The organism is Sphingobacterium tabacisoli (genome assembly GCF_017908035.1).
Taxonomy (GTDB): Bacteria; Bacteroidota; Bacteroidia; order Sphingobacteriales; family Sphingobacteriaceae; genus Sphingobacterium; species Sphingobacterium tabacisoli.
This window is the reverse complement of the sequence record NZ_JAEQMU010000001.1, coordinates 954,629-970,578: the sequence shown is the minus strand read 5'-3', so window position 1 is coordinate 970,578 and position 15,950 is coordinate 954,629. Positions and strand designations below refer to the sequence as shown.

At 44.4% G+C, this 15,950-nt stretch carries 14 protein-coding genes; 6 read left to right on the top strand and 8 right to left on the bottom strand.

The genetic code is table 11. The features are described from left to right. Positions 1 to 8 precede the first annotated feature (8 nt). From JKG64_RS03995 to JKG64_RS03980, 4 genes are read left to right on the top strand one after another with little or no spacing between them, the layout of a single operon-like run. Positions 9 to 791: an N-formylglutamate amidohydrolase gene (locus tag JKG64_RS03995; protein ID WP_210353045.1), complete on the top strand. Its 783-nt coding sequence runs from the start codon at positions 9 to 11 to the stop codon at positions 789 to 791. Continuing rightward, entirely contained in the window at positions 781 to 2,613 is a 1,833-nt protein-coding gene (locus tag JKG64_RS03990; protein WP_021069272.1) for a flavohemoglobin expression-modulating QEGLA motif protein, read from the top strand. The genes JKG64_RS03995 and JKG64_RS03990 overlap by 11 nt, the downstream gene beginning before the upstream one ends. Before the next feature lie 10 nt (positions 2,614 to 2,623). Beyond that, complete coding sequence (locus tag JKG64_RS03985; protein ID WP_210353044.1) at positions 2,624 to 3,628, top strand: ATP-grasp domain-containing protein; 1,005 nt, start codon at positions 2,624 to 2,626, stop codon at positions 3,626 to 3,628. A 51-nt stretch (positions 3,629 to 3,679) separates the two neighbouring features. Continuing rightward, positions 3,680 to 4,513, top strand: a complete 834-nt coding sequence (locus JKG64_RS03980) for an MBL fold metallo-hydrolase (RefSeq protein ID WP_210353043.1) — start codon at positions 3,680 to 3,682, stop codon at positions 4,511 to 4,513. 4 nt (positions 4,514 to 4,517) lie between these two features. Here JKG64_RS03980 and JKG64_RS03975 read toward each other — a convergent pair whose 3' ends face one another. Genes JKG64_RS03975 through JKG64_RS03960 form a run of 4 tightly spaced genes read right to left on the bottom strand, consistent with a single transcriptional unit; the run spans position 4,518 to position 7,826 of the window. Beyond that, complete coding sequence (locus JKG64_RS03975; protein WP_210353042.1) at positions 4,518 to 5,582, bottom strand: serine hydrolase domain-containing protein; 1,065 nt, start codon at positions 5,580 to 5,582, stop codon at positions 4,518 to 4,520. A 42-nt stretch (positions 5,583 to 5,624) separates the two neighbouring features. Then, a complete protein-coding gene (locus JKG64_RS03970) occupies positions 5,625 to 6,059 on the bottom strand; it encodes an FKBP-type peptidyl-prolyl cis-trans isomerase (RefSeq protein WP_210353041.1) in 435 nt (144 codons plus the stop codon). A 3-nt stretch (positions 6,060 to 6,062) separates the two neighbouring features. Further along, entirely contained in the window at positions 6,063 to 7,061 is a 999-nt protein-coding gene (locus tag JKG64_RS03965; protein WP_210353040.1) for a tetratricopeptide repeat protein, read from the bottom strand. Positions 7,062 to 7,079: 18 nt separating this feature from the next. After that, positions 7,080 to 7,826, bottom strand: a complete 747-nt coding sequence (locus JKG64_RS03960) for a C40 family peptidase (RefSeq protein WP_210353039.1) — start codon at positions 7,824 to 7,826, stop codon at positions 7,080 to 7,082. A gap of 80 nt (positions 7,827 to 7,906) precedes the next feature. On the opposite strand from JKG64_RS03960, the gene JKG64_RS03955 reads away from it, so the two are divergent. Then, the gene (locus JKG64_RS03955; RefSeq protein WP_021069265.1) at positions 7,907 to 8,374 is read left to right on the top strand and encodes a universal stress protein; all 468 of its coding nucleotides are present in this window, start codon (positions 7,907 to 7,909) and stop codon (positions 8,372 to 8,374) included. A gap of 11 nt (positions 8,375 to 8,385) precedes the next feature. Here the strand turns inward: JKG64_RS03955 and JKG64_RS03950 are convergent, their stop codons facing one another. The 3 genes from JKG64_RS03950 to guaA form a co-directional block, all read right to left on the bottom strand. Beyond that, positions 8,386 to 9,567 (bottom strand): RsmB/NOP family class I SAM-dependent RNA methyltransferase, encoded by a 1,182-nt coding sequence (locus tag JKG64_RS03950; protein WP_210353038.1) that lies wholly within the window; start codon positions 9,565 to 9,567, stop codon positions 8,386 to 8,388. 82 nt (positions 9,568 to 9,649) lie between these two features. Next, positions 9,650 to 10,987, bottom strand: a complete 1,338-nt coding sequence (locus JKG64_RS03945; RefSeq protein WP_246512469.1) for an ABC transporter substrate-binding protein — start codon at positions 10,985 to 10,987, stop codon at positions 9,650 to 9,652. After that, positions 10,917 to 12,467 (bottom strand): glutamine-hydrolyzing GMP synthase, encoded by a 1,551-nt coding sequence (guaA, locus tag JKG64_RS03940; protein WP_021069262.1) that lies wholly within the window; start codon positions 12,465 to 12,467, stop codon positions 10,917 to 10,919. The genes JKG64_RS03945 and guaA overlap by 71 nt, the downstream gene beginning before the upstream one ends. A 167-nt stretch (positions 12,468 to 12,634) precedes the next feature. Between guaA and JKG64_RS03935 the strand changes: the two genes are divergently transcribed. Beyond that, positions 12,635 to 15,130, top strand: coding sequence for a DUF5686 family protein (locus JKG64_RS03935; protein ID WP_210353037.1), 2,496 nt, complete (start codon positions 12,635 to 12,637; stop codon positions 15,128 to 15,130). Positions 15,131 to 15,139: 9 nt separating this feature from the next. On the opposite strand, the gene JKG64_RS03930 is transcribed toward JKG64_RS03935, so the two are convergent. Then, on the bottom strand, positions 15,140 to 15,946 hold the full coding sequence (locus JKG64_RS03930) for a S1/P1 nuclease (RefSeq protein ID WP_210353036.1): 807 nt from the start codon (positions 15,944 to 15,946) through the stop codon (positions 15,140 to 15,142). Positions 15,947 to 15,950: the final 4 nt, after the last annotated feature.

The following is a 15,950-nucleotide window of genomic DNA, read 5'->3' as shown; positions in this document are numbered from 1 at the left end:
TTACGCCTATGTCTCTACAGATAAATTACCATATACATACCATAGATAGCCCATTTTGGTCGTTTGCACTGCACGATGGCCATCTGATCGATGATAACTTGCTTCCTTATTTATTGCTGTCGGAAAAGCAACGTCTCCGCGAGGAAGACCCTTACACAGCTCTGATTGCCGAACTGCCTGTCAATCAGTTTGTGATAGGTACATCGCGCTTCCAGCTGGATATAAACCGCGCCGTTGAAGAATCCGTTTACCTTCGTCCCGAGCAGGCCTGGGGTCTAGAGGTATGGAAGACGAATTTCCCACAGACCTTCCTCGAGCAGCTTTATAAAAAGCATCAATATATCTATCGGCTTATTGAGCAACATATACAGTCCTCTATTCAAAAATACGGCTTCTTTGTGGTACTGGATATACATAGTTACAATGCCAATCGCGAGTCCCCTACTGCTGCGATAGATGAGGAGGCTAATCCACAAATTAATCTGGGTACATATTATAACGACCTGAAATGGCGGGAACTAACGGATAGCTTCATCCATGCCATTACTTCTCAAACGCTGTATGGCTTGCCTATTGATATACGGGAGAATGTCCGCTTTAAGGGCGGTTACCTCACGCAGTTTCTAAATAAACGGTTTGGGGACAAAGGCTGTGTATTTTCTATCGAGTTTCGCAAGGATTTCATGAACGAGTGGACGGGCGAACCGGACGTAAAACGGATAGCAGCATGCAAACAGTTACTTATTAATACTGTACAGGGCTTAAAAGAGTATTTTGCGTATGAGGGATGATAAGCGACTTAACTTTATTTTGGGCGCCATTAAGGCGAAAGAACCCTTTCATGTACAGGTGCCCAATGTGGGCAAATTGGTGTTCCGTAAGATTGTACCCTGTATATTTATCTATAGGACTAATATAGCTGGAAAAGATAAAATGTTGTCCAATCTGGCGAAGTCCCAGCTGGCTAGCGTTATTATTCAGGAACATGATACGGAGGTGGCAGCGCTACTGCGAAAGATAGCCCTCTGCATCCAAGAGCAGTTTGGCTCCTGTCTGTTGGTCGAGGTGTGGAATGCGGCGAACGAGCAGGCGGCGGACGTAGAGATTCAACTCGGTCAGAAAGGCATCCTTCCGCTGGTCGAGTATATGCTCAAAAATCTAAAGACAGAAGCTTCGGATATCGTAACCGATATCAAAAAGCTAAAAGAGGTACCTTGTAATCCATCTTACGAACGGCTATTTACCTTAAAGGAGTCTATGGACAAGAGTATTTATACGCTAGGACTGTCGGTGCGGCCAAGCTATCGCTTGAGCAATGGTGATTACTTGCCTATTCTGTTGCGACATTATAGTGAGTCGTTGGGCAAAATCCTGCTACGTGTCTTTTTTGAATATGTCCGGCTCTTTACTGACCAGAATCCGACCAAATTTCGTCTGAACCTAAAGAAAGAGATAACAGCGAATGTGTTTGCTATTGATAAGGCGCTCACAGCCGAGAGCATGCGTTTTGATTTCTTGCTCTTGGTCACCCCTATCAATGTCCCTGAGGCTTGGGAGAGCTTCAAGAAAACACGATTCCGTAAGACGCCGGTATTTCAATATAGGCCGATGCCTATAGATCCCGATATTGTGAAGCGTAATTTGTACAATCTGCGCATCGAAGATATCTACGACCCGACAATTGCTTATCTATTTCGGGACAAGCGACGGGAGCTGGACGAGATGATGAGTATGCTGGCCGATCGTAATACAGAAGATTTTATGCATGGTAGCTTACAGGTTTTTGGTAATGTGAGCGACGAACTGCTACAAGTAGCTCAGTCTATACTTACGGTGATATCGCACAATTCAGCGACACAGACAGTGGCACCGGAGCGAAAGCTCAATGCAAAGGAGTTTGCACAACTCGCGCGTGAGGAGATTGCTTATCTGAGTGAGCAGTCGGAAGATTTCAAGACGACGGTGCGTGTGCGGTCGGATATATCGGGTGTGATGGTCAACCGTGGAGTGCTCAATATTGGCGAAGATTACCAGATTTCTCCCGAACGGGCGCGTGCTTTGGTGCAACATGAGGTTGGTACGCACATCGTCACCTACTTTAACGGTAAAGCGCAGCCACTGCAGCTGTTCAGTCTTGGGGTTCCAGGTTATGAGCAATTGCAGGAAGGGCTAGCGGTATTTGCCGAATACCTGATCGGTGGGTTATCCAACCAACGCCTGCGCATATTGGCGGCACGTGTTATCGCCGTTCGTAATATGCTTATGGGGCATAGCTTTATCGATACCTTTTTTTTATTGCTAGAGGATTATCTTTTTGCAGAAGAGACCGCTTTCAATATCACGATGCGGGTATATCGTGGTGGCGGACTGACTAAGGACGCCTTGTACCTACAGGGATTGATGGAACTTATAGACTACATCAAGCAAGGACAAGATCTCAACCTATTGACGGTGGGTAAGATTCGAGAAGATTATATCCCTATTATTCAGGACTTGATCCAACGGGGTTATATGTATGCACCATTGGTCAGACCCCGGTATCTGAGTGAGGCCTATCTGCCGAGATTGGATTCCGTAAGAAACGAAGGAAGTATTTTTAAAATGATACAATAGTAAGAACTATATGAACATAGCATTTTTGATTAATCAGACCCATAAAGAAGAAAATGGTTTTACAACGACACTGCTGGCCTATGAAGCCCTGCAGCGGGGACATACCATTATCTACGTTGGCTTGGCGGATTTTGTCTATATCGATGACCGACATGTAGAGGCACATGCCCGTGTTATTACAGCAGATAGGGCAATCGGCAATAAAGAAGAGCTATTGGGCAGCTTAAGGCGTGTCGAAAAGCGACGGTATAATATGGCGGATATCGATGTGCTCTGGCTCCGGTTCGACCCTGTTATGGATATGTACAATAGACCCTGGGCAGCCGCTATGGGATTGCAGTTTGCACAGCTTATCAAGTATATGGGACGTTTGGTTATTAATGATCCCGACAATCTGGTGCAGGCGAGCAATAAACTCTATTTGGAGAATTTCCCCAAGGCAGTACGGCCCAAAACGCTAGTCACCCGCTTTGTGTCGGATATACAGGCTTTTATGGAAACACAGGGCGATAAGATAATATTAAAACCCGTGAAAGGCTCCGGGGGTAAGAATGTGTTTATGATTTCGGCAGGCGCTCCGCAGAACCTCAAGCAGACGGTGGAAGTGATTGCGCGGGATGGTTATGTCATCGCACAGGAATACCTACCTGAGGCTACAAAAGGTGATCTTCGTTTTTTCCTATTGGAAGGTGAGCCTATTGTTATCGATGGGGAGTATGCAGCTGTACAGCGCGTGCAAAAAGAAGGTGAAATCCGCAGTAATATTCATCAAGGTGCGACAGCTGTAAAGGCACAGGTGGATAACAATGTGTTGCGTCTGGTGGAACAGGTCAGCGGCAAGATAAAGGAGGATGGGATGTACCTTGTGGGCTTGGATATTGTAGGTGACAAAATCATGGAAATCAATGTGTATAGCCCGGGCGCATTGGGATTAGCGAGTCAGCTGACAGGAGTCGATTTTGTGGGACATATTATCCAACATCTGGAGATGAAGGTAAAAGGGTTTTATCGTTAGTGAATTCCCCTCATTTTATGTAGGTTTGTTTCTAACCAAAGAATCAAGGAAATGAAGCTTTATAGCATAGATACCGGATATTTTAAGTTGGATGGAGGTGCCATGTTTGGTGTTGTCCCCAAGTCGATATGGCAACGTACGAATCCTGCGGATTCCAATAACCTCTGTACCTGGGGCAACCGTCTGCTCCTTATTGAAGATGGAAAAAGATTAACATTGGTGGATACGGCATTGGGTGATAAACAAGATGATAAGTTTTTCGGACATTACTACTTGCATGGTGACGATACCTTGGACAAGTCACTTGCAAAACATGGATTTCACCGCGATGATATCACCGATGTTTTCTTGACTCACTTACATTTTGACCATTGTGGAGGTGCTATTGCTCGCGAAGGTGATCAATTGGTGCCGGCCTTCAAGAATGCACATTTTTGGTCCAACGAAAGACATTGGGATTGGGCGGTAAACCCGAATCCACGGGAGAAAGCGTCTTTCTTAAAGGAGAATATACTGCCTATCCAAGAGAGTGGACAGTTGAAGTTTCTGAAAGAAGGTGAAGCTTATGATACCCATATCGATGTACGCTATGCTTTTGGACATACGGAAGCGATGATGTTACCACAGATTACGTACAAAGGGAAAACCATTCTGTACATGGCTGACCTGTTGCCCTCTGTCGGACATATCCCACTGCCCTATGTGATGAGCTATGATGTACGTCCGCTTACTACAATGGACGAACGGCAGTCGTATTGGCAGGAAATTGTAGAAAAAGAGTATATCCTGTTCTTTGAACACGACCCGACCAATGAATGCTGCACGCTACAGCACACCGAAAAGGGGATTCGGGTAAAGGATATTTTTAAATTTTCAGAAATCTAGGCATTTATCGCCACTCGTTTGCATATACCTTGCTCAGCCATTGGAAAAGAGGCTCCTCCGTATTCAATGGCTTTGCCTGGTAGATTTTCAGTATCTCATCGTAAGCCTCGTTGATAATCAGATCGTCTCTATTGGTGAATAGACAGACAGTTCGCTGTTCTTGAGGTTGGAACAAGACCGCATTGTGAAAACCTGTGCTCTCTCCCGAATGGAATACCGCTTGAATTTTGTCTTTCTTATCCATTTTCACAAATAAGCCCATACTGTAGTAGATGTCGTCTCGTAGCGGGACTTTGTGGCGGATTACAGTTTTCCAAAATGCCTTGTCCCATAGTGGATTATTGCTATTCATCCAACGTGTATATTCCTGTGCAGAAATATATACTCCTCCGTCTCCTTTGGTGGCACTGGTGTTGCTTTGGTCCGCAAATAGGAAACCTGTTGCGGTAGGATGATAACCATATGCCCGATTAGGAATAATGCATTCTGAAGTATAGATCTGTGTCTGCTTCAAACCTGTAGGTTCAAAAATATGGTTGGAGACAAACGTAGCGTAATCCGTTTTGGAAACACGCTCTACGATGACCGCCAATAGACAGTATCCGGTATTGCTATAGCGAAATGTGCTTCCTGCCGGAAAGTATACCGAGTCTATAGGTACCAACAGTTGCAGTACATCGGTATCGCTCAGTTGGTGCTGTAATCCCTCAGGGATCACTGCCTCATAATCCCAGATACCGGAGGTATGTTGTAGCAGTTGGTTGATCGTGATGGATGCGGTGGCCTCTGGTAATTCGGGCAATATCTTGCGGATCGGGGTGTCAAAAAGGAGTGCTCCTTTTTTGATTAATAAATAGGTCGCCATAGCGGTAAACTGCTTGCTGACGGAGGCCATGCGAAATGCGGTCTCTGCTCCTATGACTGTTTTTTTGTTCAGCTCGGCCCGACCGAAAGGTGAAAACTCGGCTTGACCTCGGAACGCTGTAAAAGCAATACCACCCGGCTCGTCGGCCTTTGGGTAATGGGCTGCGATGACTGATTGGAGCTGTTGCGCTGAACTGCTATACATACCGACAAAAAAACTAAGTAAAAAGAGACCGTATTGCATAACTTATAGGATTGAAATCAATTCAATATCAAATATCAATGTACAATTTCCACCACTTTCTTTGGTTAAGGGTTCAAAACCATAAGCTAGGCTCGGGTGTATATAAAGCCGCCATGTACTGCCTACGGGCATCTGAACTAAAGCCTGTTGCCAGCCACGGATTAGTTCGGGTATATGGAGAGATTCGGGACGTTTTCTTTTGTAGGAACTATCGAATACGTCTCCATTTAGTAACTGACCTTTATAATGGCAGAGTACTTTGGCCTTAGAACTAGGTTTGACACCCTCACCTTGCTTTAAGACTTCGTATTGCAATGTATCGCTAAGACTGATGATCCCTTCTTTCGCTTTATTTTCCTTTAAAAAGAGCTCCCCTTCTGCGAGATTTTTAGCAGCCGCATCCTTGATGCGCTTGAGATATGCGTTAGGTTTGGCCATATATTATTCGTCTTCCAGTTCCTCATATTTTTCAAAATCCATAGCGGCACCACGCTCATCCCCTAATTTTTCCTTGAGTTCGCCCCGGTATTGATAGAGATCCGAATAGTGTGGATTCAAACGGATAGCTTCGTCATAGTCGGCAATGGCTTCCTGCCAGGCTCCAGTATGCTCGAGAGCGTCGGCACGCATCACATAGCAGTAGAAATCGGTGGGATTTCGCGCTATAACCTCTGTATAGTCGGCAATAGCTGACTGCCAGTCCCCGATGCGCTCGTAGTATCCGGCACGTTCTTCCAATACCTCTGTGCTGTCTGGTGTGAGTTCTAAGGCGCTTTCGAAGTCCTTCAATGCGGCTTCATTTTCATGTATAGATACATAAAGTTTAGCGCGGTACAGGTACGCATTGTGCAACTGACTATCGCTGTTCAATGCCAATTGGAGCTGTTCTAAAGCGCTATCATAACGCAACATACGTAGGTATATTGCAGCCATAGAAACGCGTATTTGGGCATTATTATCTCGTGCTAAGGCGCTTTGATAGTCGGCAATAGCAAGCTCGTAATCAAAGTGTTGTACCCATAGCATTGCGCGATTGATATAAGGCTGTGCATGGGGGTTGCTTTGTTGTAGCTCCCGATTCAGTTCTTCGAGTTCGGGGGCGAGCAGCATGCTGCCTTTATTCTCTTGCCATTCTAGGAATATGTGGTAGTTGAAGTCCAATTTTTTGGCAACCTGATAGTCGTAAAAGGCGCCTTCTTCATCTCCTAGTGCTTGATTCAATAGGCTTCTACAGGCATGGAAGAAGGGATATTGGGGGTACTGCTCGATGGCAGAGCTGTAAATTTCTAACGCTTGCGCGTTGTCTCCGGCACGGATTAGAGCACAAGCCTCAGTGGCAACCGATAGGAGATAATTATCTTCTTCTATTGTTTTTTGAATAGTGCTGTATGGAAATAGCTGTGAGCTGGGAAGATAAAGATAGGGATTTTTCTCTTTCAAAATATGGAATTCGGGGATTTAAAAATAGCGCTTTACAATGCGTAGCTTGTGGGTGTATTTATTCTGCTGGGCGTTGAATATGCCTTCGGTGTCCATTTTATCAATACGTACCCGACCTGCAGCATGTATAATCGTCTCATTGTCAATCATGACGCCTACATGGGTAATGCGTCCAGCCTCATTGTCAAAAAAAGCCAGATCTCCAGCCTTGATTTCGGGAAGAAAATTAACGGTGTCGCCAGATTCAGCCTGTTGCCATGCATCTCTTCTTAGTGCTATCCCAAAATGACGGTATACGACCTGACTGAAGCCTGAGCAGTCTATGCCATAGGGCGAACGGCCTCCCCATAGGTAAGGGCTATTGTTGTAGTGTTGGATTAATTTTGGAAATTCGACATCAAAATCATCTAGAGTGCCTTCACGTACTGCACCTTCTATGGTATAAAGTTCGCTTCCGATTTGGAGGCTGTTGCTGGCCACCGGTGTACCGTGAAGAAGCTGTACTGTATGTGTTGTTGAATGAGCCTTGCCGCCTGCTAGGCCGATAATGTGTTTGGTAGGCTGCAGTGTAGCGAGTTGCCCTGACTGATGCCTTTGAATCCAGCCCTCATAAGAGGTGTCCAAAAGACGGATACGGTCGAAGTCTACGCCTTCTTCTAAAATTTCGAAAGCCTCCCCAAATAAAACCTGGGTGACCATTTCGCTACGGTGCGATGCCTCGGCCCGAAGAGGAAGTATACTAAGATTGCAAGCTGATAAAACCATTTCGCTTTTTATTTTTAAAACAATAATTATATATTCTTGTTCTTAAACTAACGAAGATACTTCTAAAAAACTAAATTATTATGGGATATTCCAAATTTCAGAGGATACTATTGGCATTAGATGATAGTCCCTGTTCAGATAAAGTAATGGAGTATGCGCACAGCATACTGGAAGGACAAGAAGCCACCTTGGCGCTGGTAACAGTAATCCCTCCTACCTCTCCGGCCTCTTACGGTGCAGACCCCTTGTTGGGACAGCAACCGATTATCGTGGCAGAGGTGGCGGAGATACAGCAGCAGGCGGCACAGGAATACTTGGATAGATTGGCGGCCGACTTTACTTCGGTCAAAGAGATATTTACATTCACTCGCGTGGGTAATATCCGCGAGGAGATATTGACTGTGGCTCACGAGTGGGCTGCAGACTTGTTGATACTAGGGACCAATGGAAAAACTGGATTCGAACATTTTATTTCGGGCAGCGTTTCGGAATCGGTTATCCGCAAGGCACAATGCCCTGTTTTGGTAATCCCTAGTAAGTGTGATTAAGCTTGTATTGATTACACTTTGAGGAGGCGGGCTGCAAACATACTGTCCGCCTTACTCTCGTATCCCTTGATAACCTCCATCTTCTCTACGCGCATACCGAAGTTATTTACGATATAGTCGATTACCGCTTCGTTCTCAGCTTGATATACCGAGCAGGTGATGTAAATAAGGGGCTTTCCGGTCTTGAGAAAAGGGATCGTCTGAGTTACAATCTGCTTTTGTAAATCTGTAAAATACTGTAGTCTGTTAGCATCAAATGATTGCATCATTTCGGGGGTACGGCCCCAGGTACCTGAGCCGGAACAAGGAGCATCGACAATGATACCATCAAAACGCTCGTCCTGTAAGGCCGCTTTTACATTTTCTGCGTCAGTTAGATCTACGACTTTCTTGCGGTAGGTCTGTGTGATATTCGCCTGTATAAAGCGTTCGTCTAGATTGCGTAGGATGGAAAGCCGGATGTCCGATACCAGTAACTTGGTGGTCGGGTATTTGTCCAGGAATAATAAAGACTTGCCTCCCGAAGCGGCGCAGGCATCCCACCAGCTTTCGTTAGCTCCGGATTCCATAAAATTTAGGGTGTACTGTGATGAGCGATCCTGCACTTCATATAATCCGTTCAATCCTCTTATATGCTGTAGTTTACTGCCGTTAGGAAGTGCTATGGTCTGTTCCGAAACGGAGTTTATAACGGCGCCTTCCCGCTGTAGGATTTGCTGTACTTTTTCCTCCTGTCCTCTTTTTACCCGAATGAATAAGTCGGGCTGTATAAAATGACTTTGCAAGAATAGCGTTCTATCTATGGCCGTGGAAAGTCCATCATCCAAAGGAAAAAGCTGATCTATATCAAAGTCCGTCAGTTGGCTTGCTATTTCTACTTTCTCGGATAGGGATTGCTGTATGGATGGAGCCAACTCCGGATGCTGTAGACTGACCAGGTCCGAATGCTGCTCGCATAAGTACTCGGCAACTACAAGTCGCATTATAGGATTTTCCTGTGGATAGGCATTGCCCAGGCGGAAATAGTTATAACAAAAACGAGAGGTCATCTTTCTATCAGATGACCCCATTTGTTTGTTTTCTTTGAAAAAGCGAGTCAGGTATCTCGCTAAGGGTTCTTTTTTATCATATCCCGTAAGGGCACGTTCAAAATTCCTCAGCTGTTGTGAGACTCGTCTTTCATTAATTTCCATTATTGTTTTTTTTTATTGCAGCTGAAATGAACCTCAGCTGTTGTGAGACTCGTCTTTCATTAATTTCCATTATTGTTTTTTTTTATTGCAGCTGAAATGAACCTCCGCGGTAGGTGCGATAGGCTACGGATTCATTTGCATATCCCCAAGCTTCGTTGTATCTGAATTTATAAGAACTGAACAAGCCGTTGTAGGATTCTTTTGTTAATTTTTCTTTTAGTCTATCTGCTCCGTACTTGTTAATCAGTCCGCCGAAGTAAAGTGCGGAGTCATAACCTTTGTACGATTGGTCAGATGGCTGTACACCATAAGTATCAGCATAAGTATCTTTAAATGCTTTTACAGCAGCAGACCATGTTTTTAGATTACTCTCTGTGGTGATGGTCGGATTTAAGTCCGCAAATCCAGCATACATACTAAAATCGTAGCGCTCCCATAGCGGATGGCCAAAGAGGCTGAAGTTGTACGTGTTTTCGCCGTATTTCTTTATCAGATTAGTCAACAGATTTTTCAACTGATTCTTATCCGTTGTACCTGTGACAATGATATTGGTGCCTGTCAATGAGAGATTCTCATTAAGCTGGCTTAGCGAGGATACAGAAACAATACGTACATTGTTTTTAGCCTGCTTGATAGCCGTCGACATACCATTTAGAAATTGCTTACCGTCCGAATCTGTGGTGTTAAAGATAATAATGACATCACCAGCGCTATATTCGCGAGCTGCCCGAGCGGCAATCGCATTGCTGTGAGCTTTAATCGGCGGAGTTAACGATACGAGATTTGGTAAGTTAAACTCGGTAGGCATTGAAGCAGCCAAAGGGTTAACCTGCAGGGTTTCTTTGTCTTTGAGGTTGCTACCGAAAGCTTTTATCTCTTGCGGATATACCGGACCGATTACAATGGATGCTTCTTCAACAGACGACGAGAGTGCTAGACTACCACTATAGGCGGCATTGTCGCGGGAATCCAGTACATTCAGATTGAAGTCTGCCCCTTTTTTTGCCAACTCTTCCAATCCTAATTGGAAGCCTTGATAGTAATCCAATGCTAAAGCAGCGCGTTTGATGTCTTTCTCAGCGAGTGCATTTTCAGAAATCTGGTCGAGCTGAAAAGGAAGTACCAAAGAGATGTTACGTCCCATAAAGCGTTTAGTGGCATTTTCTTTGGCTGACTCGCCGGTCTCGCTACTACCGTCTGGTGTTTTGTTTGTATCTCCTGGTTTGGAGCTGTTGTTGCCCACGTTGCCCTTATAATCCGGGGCACGTAAAACACCAACTTTAGGTGTACACGAAGATACACCTAAAGCTAATGCAAGAGCTATTAATAAACTTGAATTTCTCAATTTTTTACTCCCACTCAATGGTTGCTGGTGGTTTTGAACTGATGTCGTAAACAACTCTGTTGATTCCTTTAACATGATTGATTATTTCATTCGATATCTTAGCTAGTAATTCATAAGGCAAATGAATCCAATCTGCAGTCATTCCATCGAGTGAACCTACAGCGCGTAATGCGACAACGTGCTCATATGTGCGTTCGTCTCCCATTACACCAACGGATTGAACAGGTAAGAAAATTGTTCCAGCCTGCCATACCTTATCATACCAACCTGATTCTTTTAAGTTACGTATATAGATGTCATCTGCTTCCTGCAAAATCCGTACCTTTTCTTCATTTATATCACCTAAAATTCGAATTCCTAATCCAGGACCTGGGAAAGGGTGTCTATTCAGGATGTTAGGATCTACGTCTAGCGTTTTTCCTACACGACGTACTTCGTCTTTGAATAATGTCTTTAAAGGTTCTACAACTTTTAATTTCATATAGTCAGGCAATCCACCTACGTTGTGGTGTGACTTAATCGTTGCCGATGGTCCTTTTACAGAGATAGACTCGATGATGTCCGGGTATATCGTTCCTTGACCTAACCATTTTGCTTCACTTCCTTCAGGAAGTTCTTTTTGTATGTCTTTGGACGCTTGGTCGAATACATCGATAAATGCACCACCGATGATTTTACGTTTTTGCTCCGGCTCAGTTACGCCAGCTAGTTTGGTGTAAAACAGTTCTTTGGCATTAACACCTTTGATGTTAAGTCCCATGTTTTTGTATGAATCCAATACTTGCTCGAACTCTCCTTTACGTAACAAACCGTGGTCTACAAAGAAACAGTGTAAACGGTCGCCGATAGCACGTTGTAATAATACAGCCGCAACAGTAGAGTCTACTCCACCAGATAAAGCCATAATAACGTGGTCATTGCCCAAATCGGCTTTTAGCTCTGCTACTGTGCTCTCTACGAAAGATTCTGAAGTCCAATCCTGCGCACATCCACAGATGTCGATAACGAAGTTTTTGACTAACATCTGTCCGTCTGTACTATGCGTTACCTCCGGGTGGAACTGTATGCCGTAGGTATTGGTGCCAGCTACCTGATAAGCTGCTACACGCACCTTATCTGTACTCGCTATAATATTAAAGCCTGCTGGAACTTCTTTGATTGTGTCTCCATGGGACATCCATACCTGTGACTGTGCAGGGATTCCTTTTAATAAGGCATTGTCATTGTCTACAAATTGTAGATTCGCTCTGCCGTACTCGCGTATCTCGGAAGGTAAGACTTCGCCACCAGCTTGTTGTGCCAGGTACTGTGCGCCATAGCAAACACCTAATAGTGGGAATTTCTCTTGGATACTTTTGTAGTCGATCTGTGGTGCGTCTTCTTGGCGGACCGAATAAGGACTGCCTGAAAAGATAACCCCTTTCACGGTATCATCTAAGTCAGGAACTTTATTAAAAGGATGGATCTCACAATATACACTCAATTCGCGAACCCGACGTGCGATTAATTGGGTGTATTGAGAACCAAAATCAAGGATTATTATTTTTTCAGACATAGCGCAAAGGTACGATTAACGGATGAAAACATACAAAAAAAATATTACAGTTTCTGCGTACTGTTTTTGGACAAAAGATAGGCTTCTATTTAACATATCAATAACATCTGAAGGAGTTGGATTTATTATCTTTAGCTGTTTTAGTCAATTCACTACAAATAAGCGACATGTACTGGTTTATCAAGTTTTTAGTTCTCTGGTTATTTACTCTGTTATGTCATTTGGGCTGGGCCCAGGTGCACGGGCGGATTACAGACAGCCATGGAGATGCTTTAGGAGCTGTAACGGTCAGCATACAAGGTACCTATGTTGCTACCTCGACAAATAAGGAAGGCTTTTACGAAATTAAGAAGCTTCCCTCCTCTTCTTCTGTTGTTATGGTGGTTCAGCGTCTTGGTTTCGAGACAAAGAAGATTTCGCTGGCGGATATACAGCAACCACACAGGCTGGATGTTGTGCTGCAGGAGGAAGCTTATGATATCGAGGAGGTGGTGATCCGCTCAACGGTAAACCCGGCCGACAATCTGATTAAAAAAGCGATTGCGAGTAGAAACAAAAATGAGGAGGCAAGGGATAAATTCGAAGCTGATTTCTATTCGAAAGGTTCGTTGACGGCAATCAATCTGCCCAAAAAAATACTTGGTGCCAAGTTGCAGGATGATAATCAGTTGCTGGATAGTACAGGCTCTGGCATGCTGTATCTATCGGAGACGGTGTCTCACGTCGTGGTGGATAAGCCGAATAAGATGAAGGAGACGATTGTGGCATCAAAGATTAGCGGCGAAAATCAAGGCTTTAGCTTTAACCGGGCCGAGGGTACAGCCTTTGACTTATATAATAATTATATCAGCTTAGGTACAACGAAGATAATTAGCCCTATCGCCGATCAGGCTTTTTCTTATTACAGGTACAAACTGCTGGCTTCGTGGAAAGAGGAAGGTCAGTTGATTTATAAAATACAGGTCGAGGCCAAACGTAAATCGGAGCCGGTGGTGGAGGGAGTCGTATATATCGTAGAAGATAGCTGGGAGGTATACGGTCTGGATTTTGTCCTACTGGGAACGAGTATCAATCAGCCTGTGCTGGATACGCTGTTTTTGCGTCAGCAATATACGTATAACAATAGTGACAGGTTGTGGTCTAAACAGTTGCAGACATTGGATTTTACAGCTGGGATCATGGGACTACGTTTTAAGGGGCATTTTACACATAGCTTTACCAATTATAAGTATGTGGATCAATTTAATAAAGGAACCTTTGGCCGGGTAAGTAGTGAGTTTAATGCGGACGCGAACCAGAAAGATACGGATTATTGGGAACAGATGCGGAAGGTGCCACTGATTGCGGATGAAGTGAAGGATTATTATCGTAGGGATAGCCTGTGGTTGGTAACGAGTTCGCCAGCTTATATCGATTCGATAGATCGCCTGCGCAGCCGCTTTCGTGTACAGGATGTTCTCCTGGGCTACCGTTATCAAAGTACGCCAAACAAGTTGACGATACGTTACAGTTCTCCCCTGTCCTTATCACGGACTTTATTTAATACGGTACAGGGATGGAACTTTAAAGCGGGGCTATCGGCAACAAAGGGAGATAGCGACATAGGACGTTATTACCAGGCGGGTGTACTGTTTAACTATGGACTGGCGGACAAGAAGCTCTATACGACGGGAAATGTGCTACTGCGTTTCAATACGACTTCGTATGCCACGCTGGGGTTGATGGGAGGAAGTGCACTGAAGCAGTTTAATCCAGACAATCCGATACCAGCAGAATTTAATACAGTGTATAGCTTGTTTTGGGGTGATAACTTTATGAAACTGTACCGCGATGACTTTGTGAAAGCCACTTATAAACAGTATGTGCACCCTAGCCTCGAACTGGCGACTTCTTTGGGTTATTTTAAACGGAGCAATGTGTTTAATGAAACGGATTATACGTTCTTCTCTTCGAATAGACCGTATACGCCCAATAACCCATTGGATATTGGCAACACGGGAGTGCCAGCATTCATGAACCATGACCTGTGGAAGGCGGACCTGAAGGCAACTATATATTTCAATACGCAGATTGATAAGAGACCTAATCGCATTGATTATAATCACGATACGCGTTATCCTGTGCTACAGCTTGGTTATAGCAATACTTTTGCTGCTTCTTATAAGGGATATAGTTTTCAGGAGATTACTTTAGGGCTGAGACAGGATGTGACTTTCGGCAATAAAGGGATATTGGGCTATAGGCTATCCACAGGCACATTTTTGAATGCTGATGGTATTGCTTTTACGGACTTTAAGCATTTTAACGGTAACCGTACGCATATCGGTACATCGAGCCGCTACCTTAGCAATTTTTTGTCACTGCCGTATTATAGCCACAGTACGAACAAAGCTTATCTTGAATTGCATGGTGAACACAATTTTAAGGGCTATCTGCTCAACAAGATACCGGGGATCAATAGATTGCAGCTACAGACTATTGTCGGGTATCACCTGCTGAGTACGGATAAAAGAAAACCCTACCAAGAATTCTCGGTAGGGCTTGATAATATCGGTTGGGGTAAGTACCGCCTATTTCGTGTGGATTATGTTCGCTCGCTGCACGGGACAGGCTCTCCAGATGCCGTCGTCGTGGGTGTAAAGCTTCTCAATCGGCAACGTTAGGAGCGGTAACTAACCGTAAATCTCGTTCAACTCATGCGCTAGACGGATGCCTGCTTTAAGTAAGCATTCTTCCATGATGTACTTGTAGTCGTAGATATATTTGTAGCTTAGGTTGGCGTTGTACTCGACATCCTTATATATTCTGTTGGCCAGTTCGTGCGATTCATAAAGTGCCTGCTCAAAAGAACATTGATACTGATGGTAGTGCTTGCTGTCGAAGATATCGAGTACACGTGCGTATTCGGTATAGCTGTATTTTTCGTTGTCTACTAAATCTGAATCCCAAACACGGTGGATATTGGTCTTGCGACCGAAGAAAGAAACTTCTATTTTATTACCACCGAGGTCTTCGGCTCTACTGACGTGCATCGGTTGGTGGGCATCACCAAAAAGATGTACAAGGTAGTAGAGGTTCTGCCGCTGCTGTAAGGCAGTAAGGTTTTTATTGCCCTTGGTTTCGTTTTTGATGCGAAGGTACGCTTTGTAAAGGTTGTCTTCTGGCGATGCTTTCAATGTAGTGGTGAAGTCCTCGAACCTCAGGTTGCCTTGGGTATTTACAAAGTGCCATGAGCCTGTTTTATTGAGGGCTGGATCTGGGTCAGACTTGATGAAATCAGCCCAGTTGGACCAGTAAGCAATGGGCTGATTGCCAATAATCTTTGCGATGTTTTTCTTTGCTTTCTTGCTGAGGTGCTGCTCGGCAATTTCGGAAATGACACGGTGTCCTGTCATACCCCAGGCAAATACTTGCTGCTGTTGTCCAAAGGTGAATAACACTAGTAGTAAAGCGACTAAGCGTGTTGTTGTTGTTTTCATTATA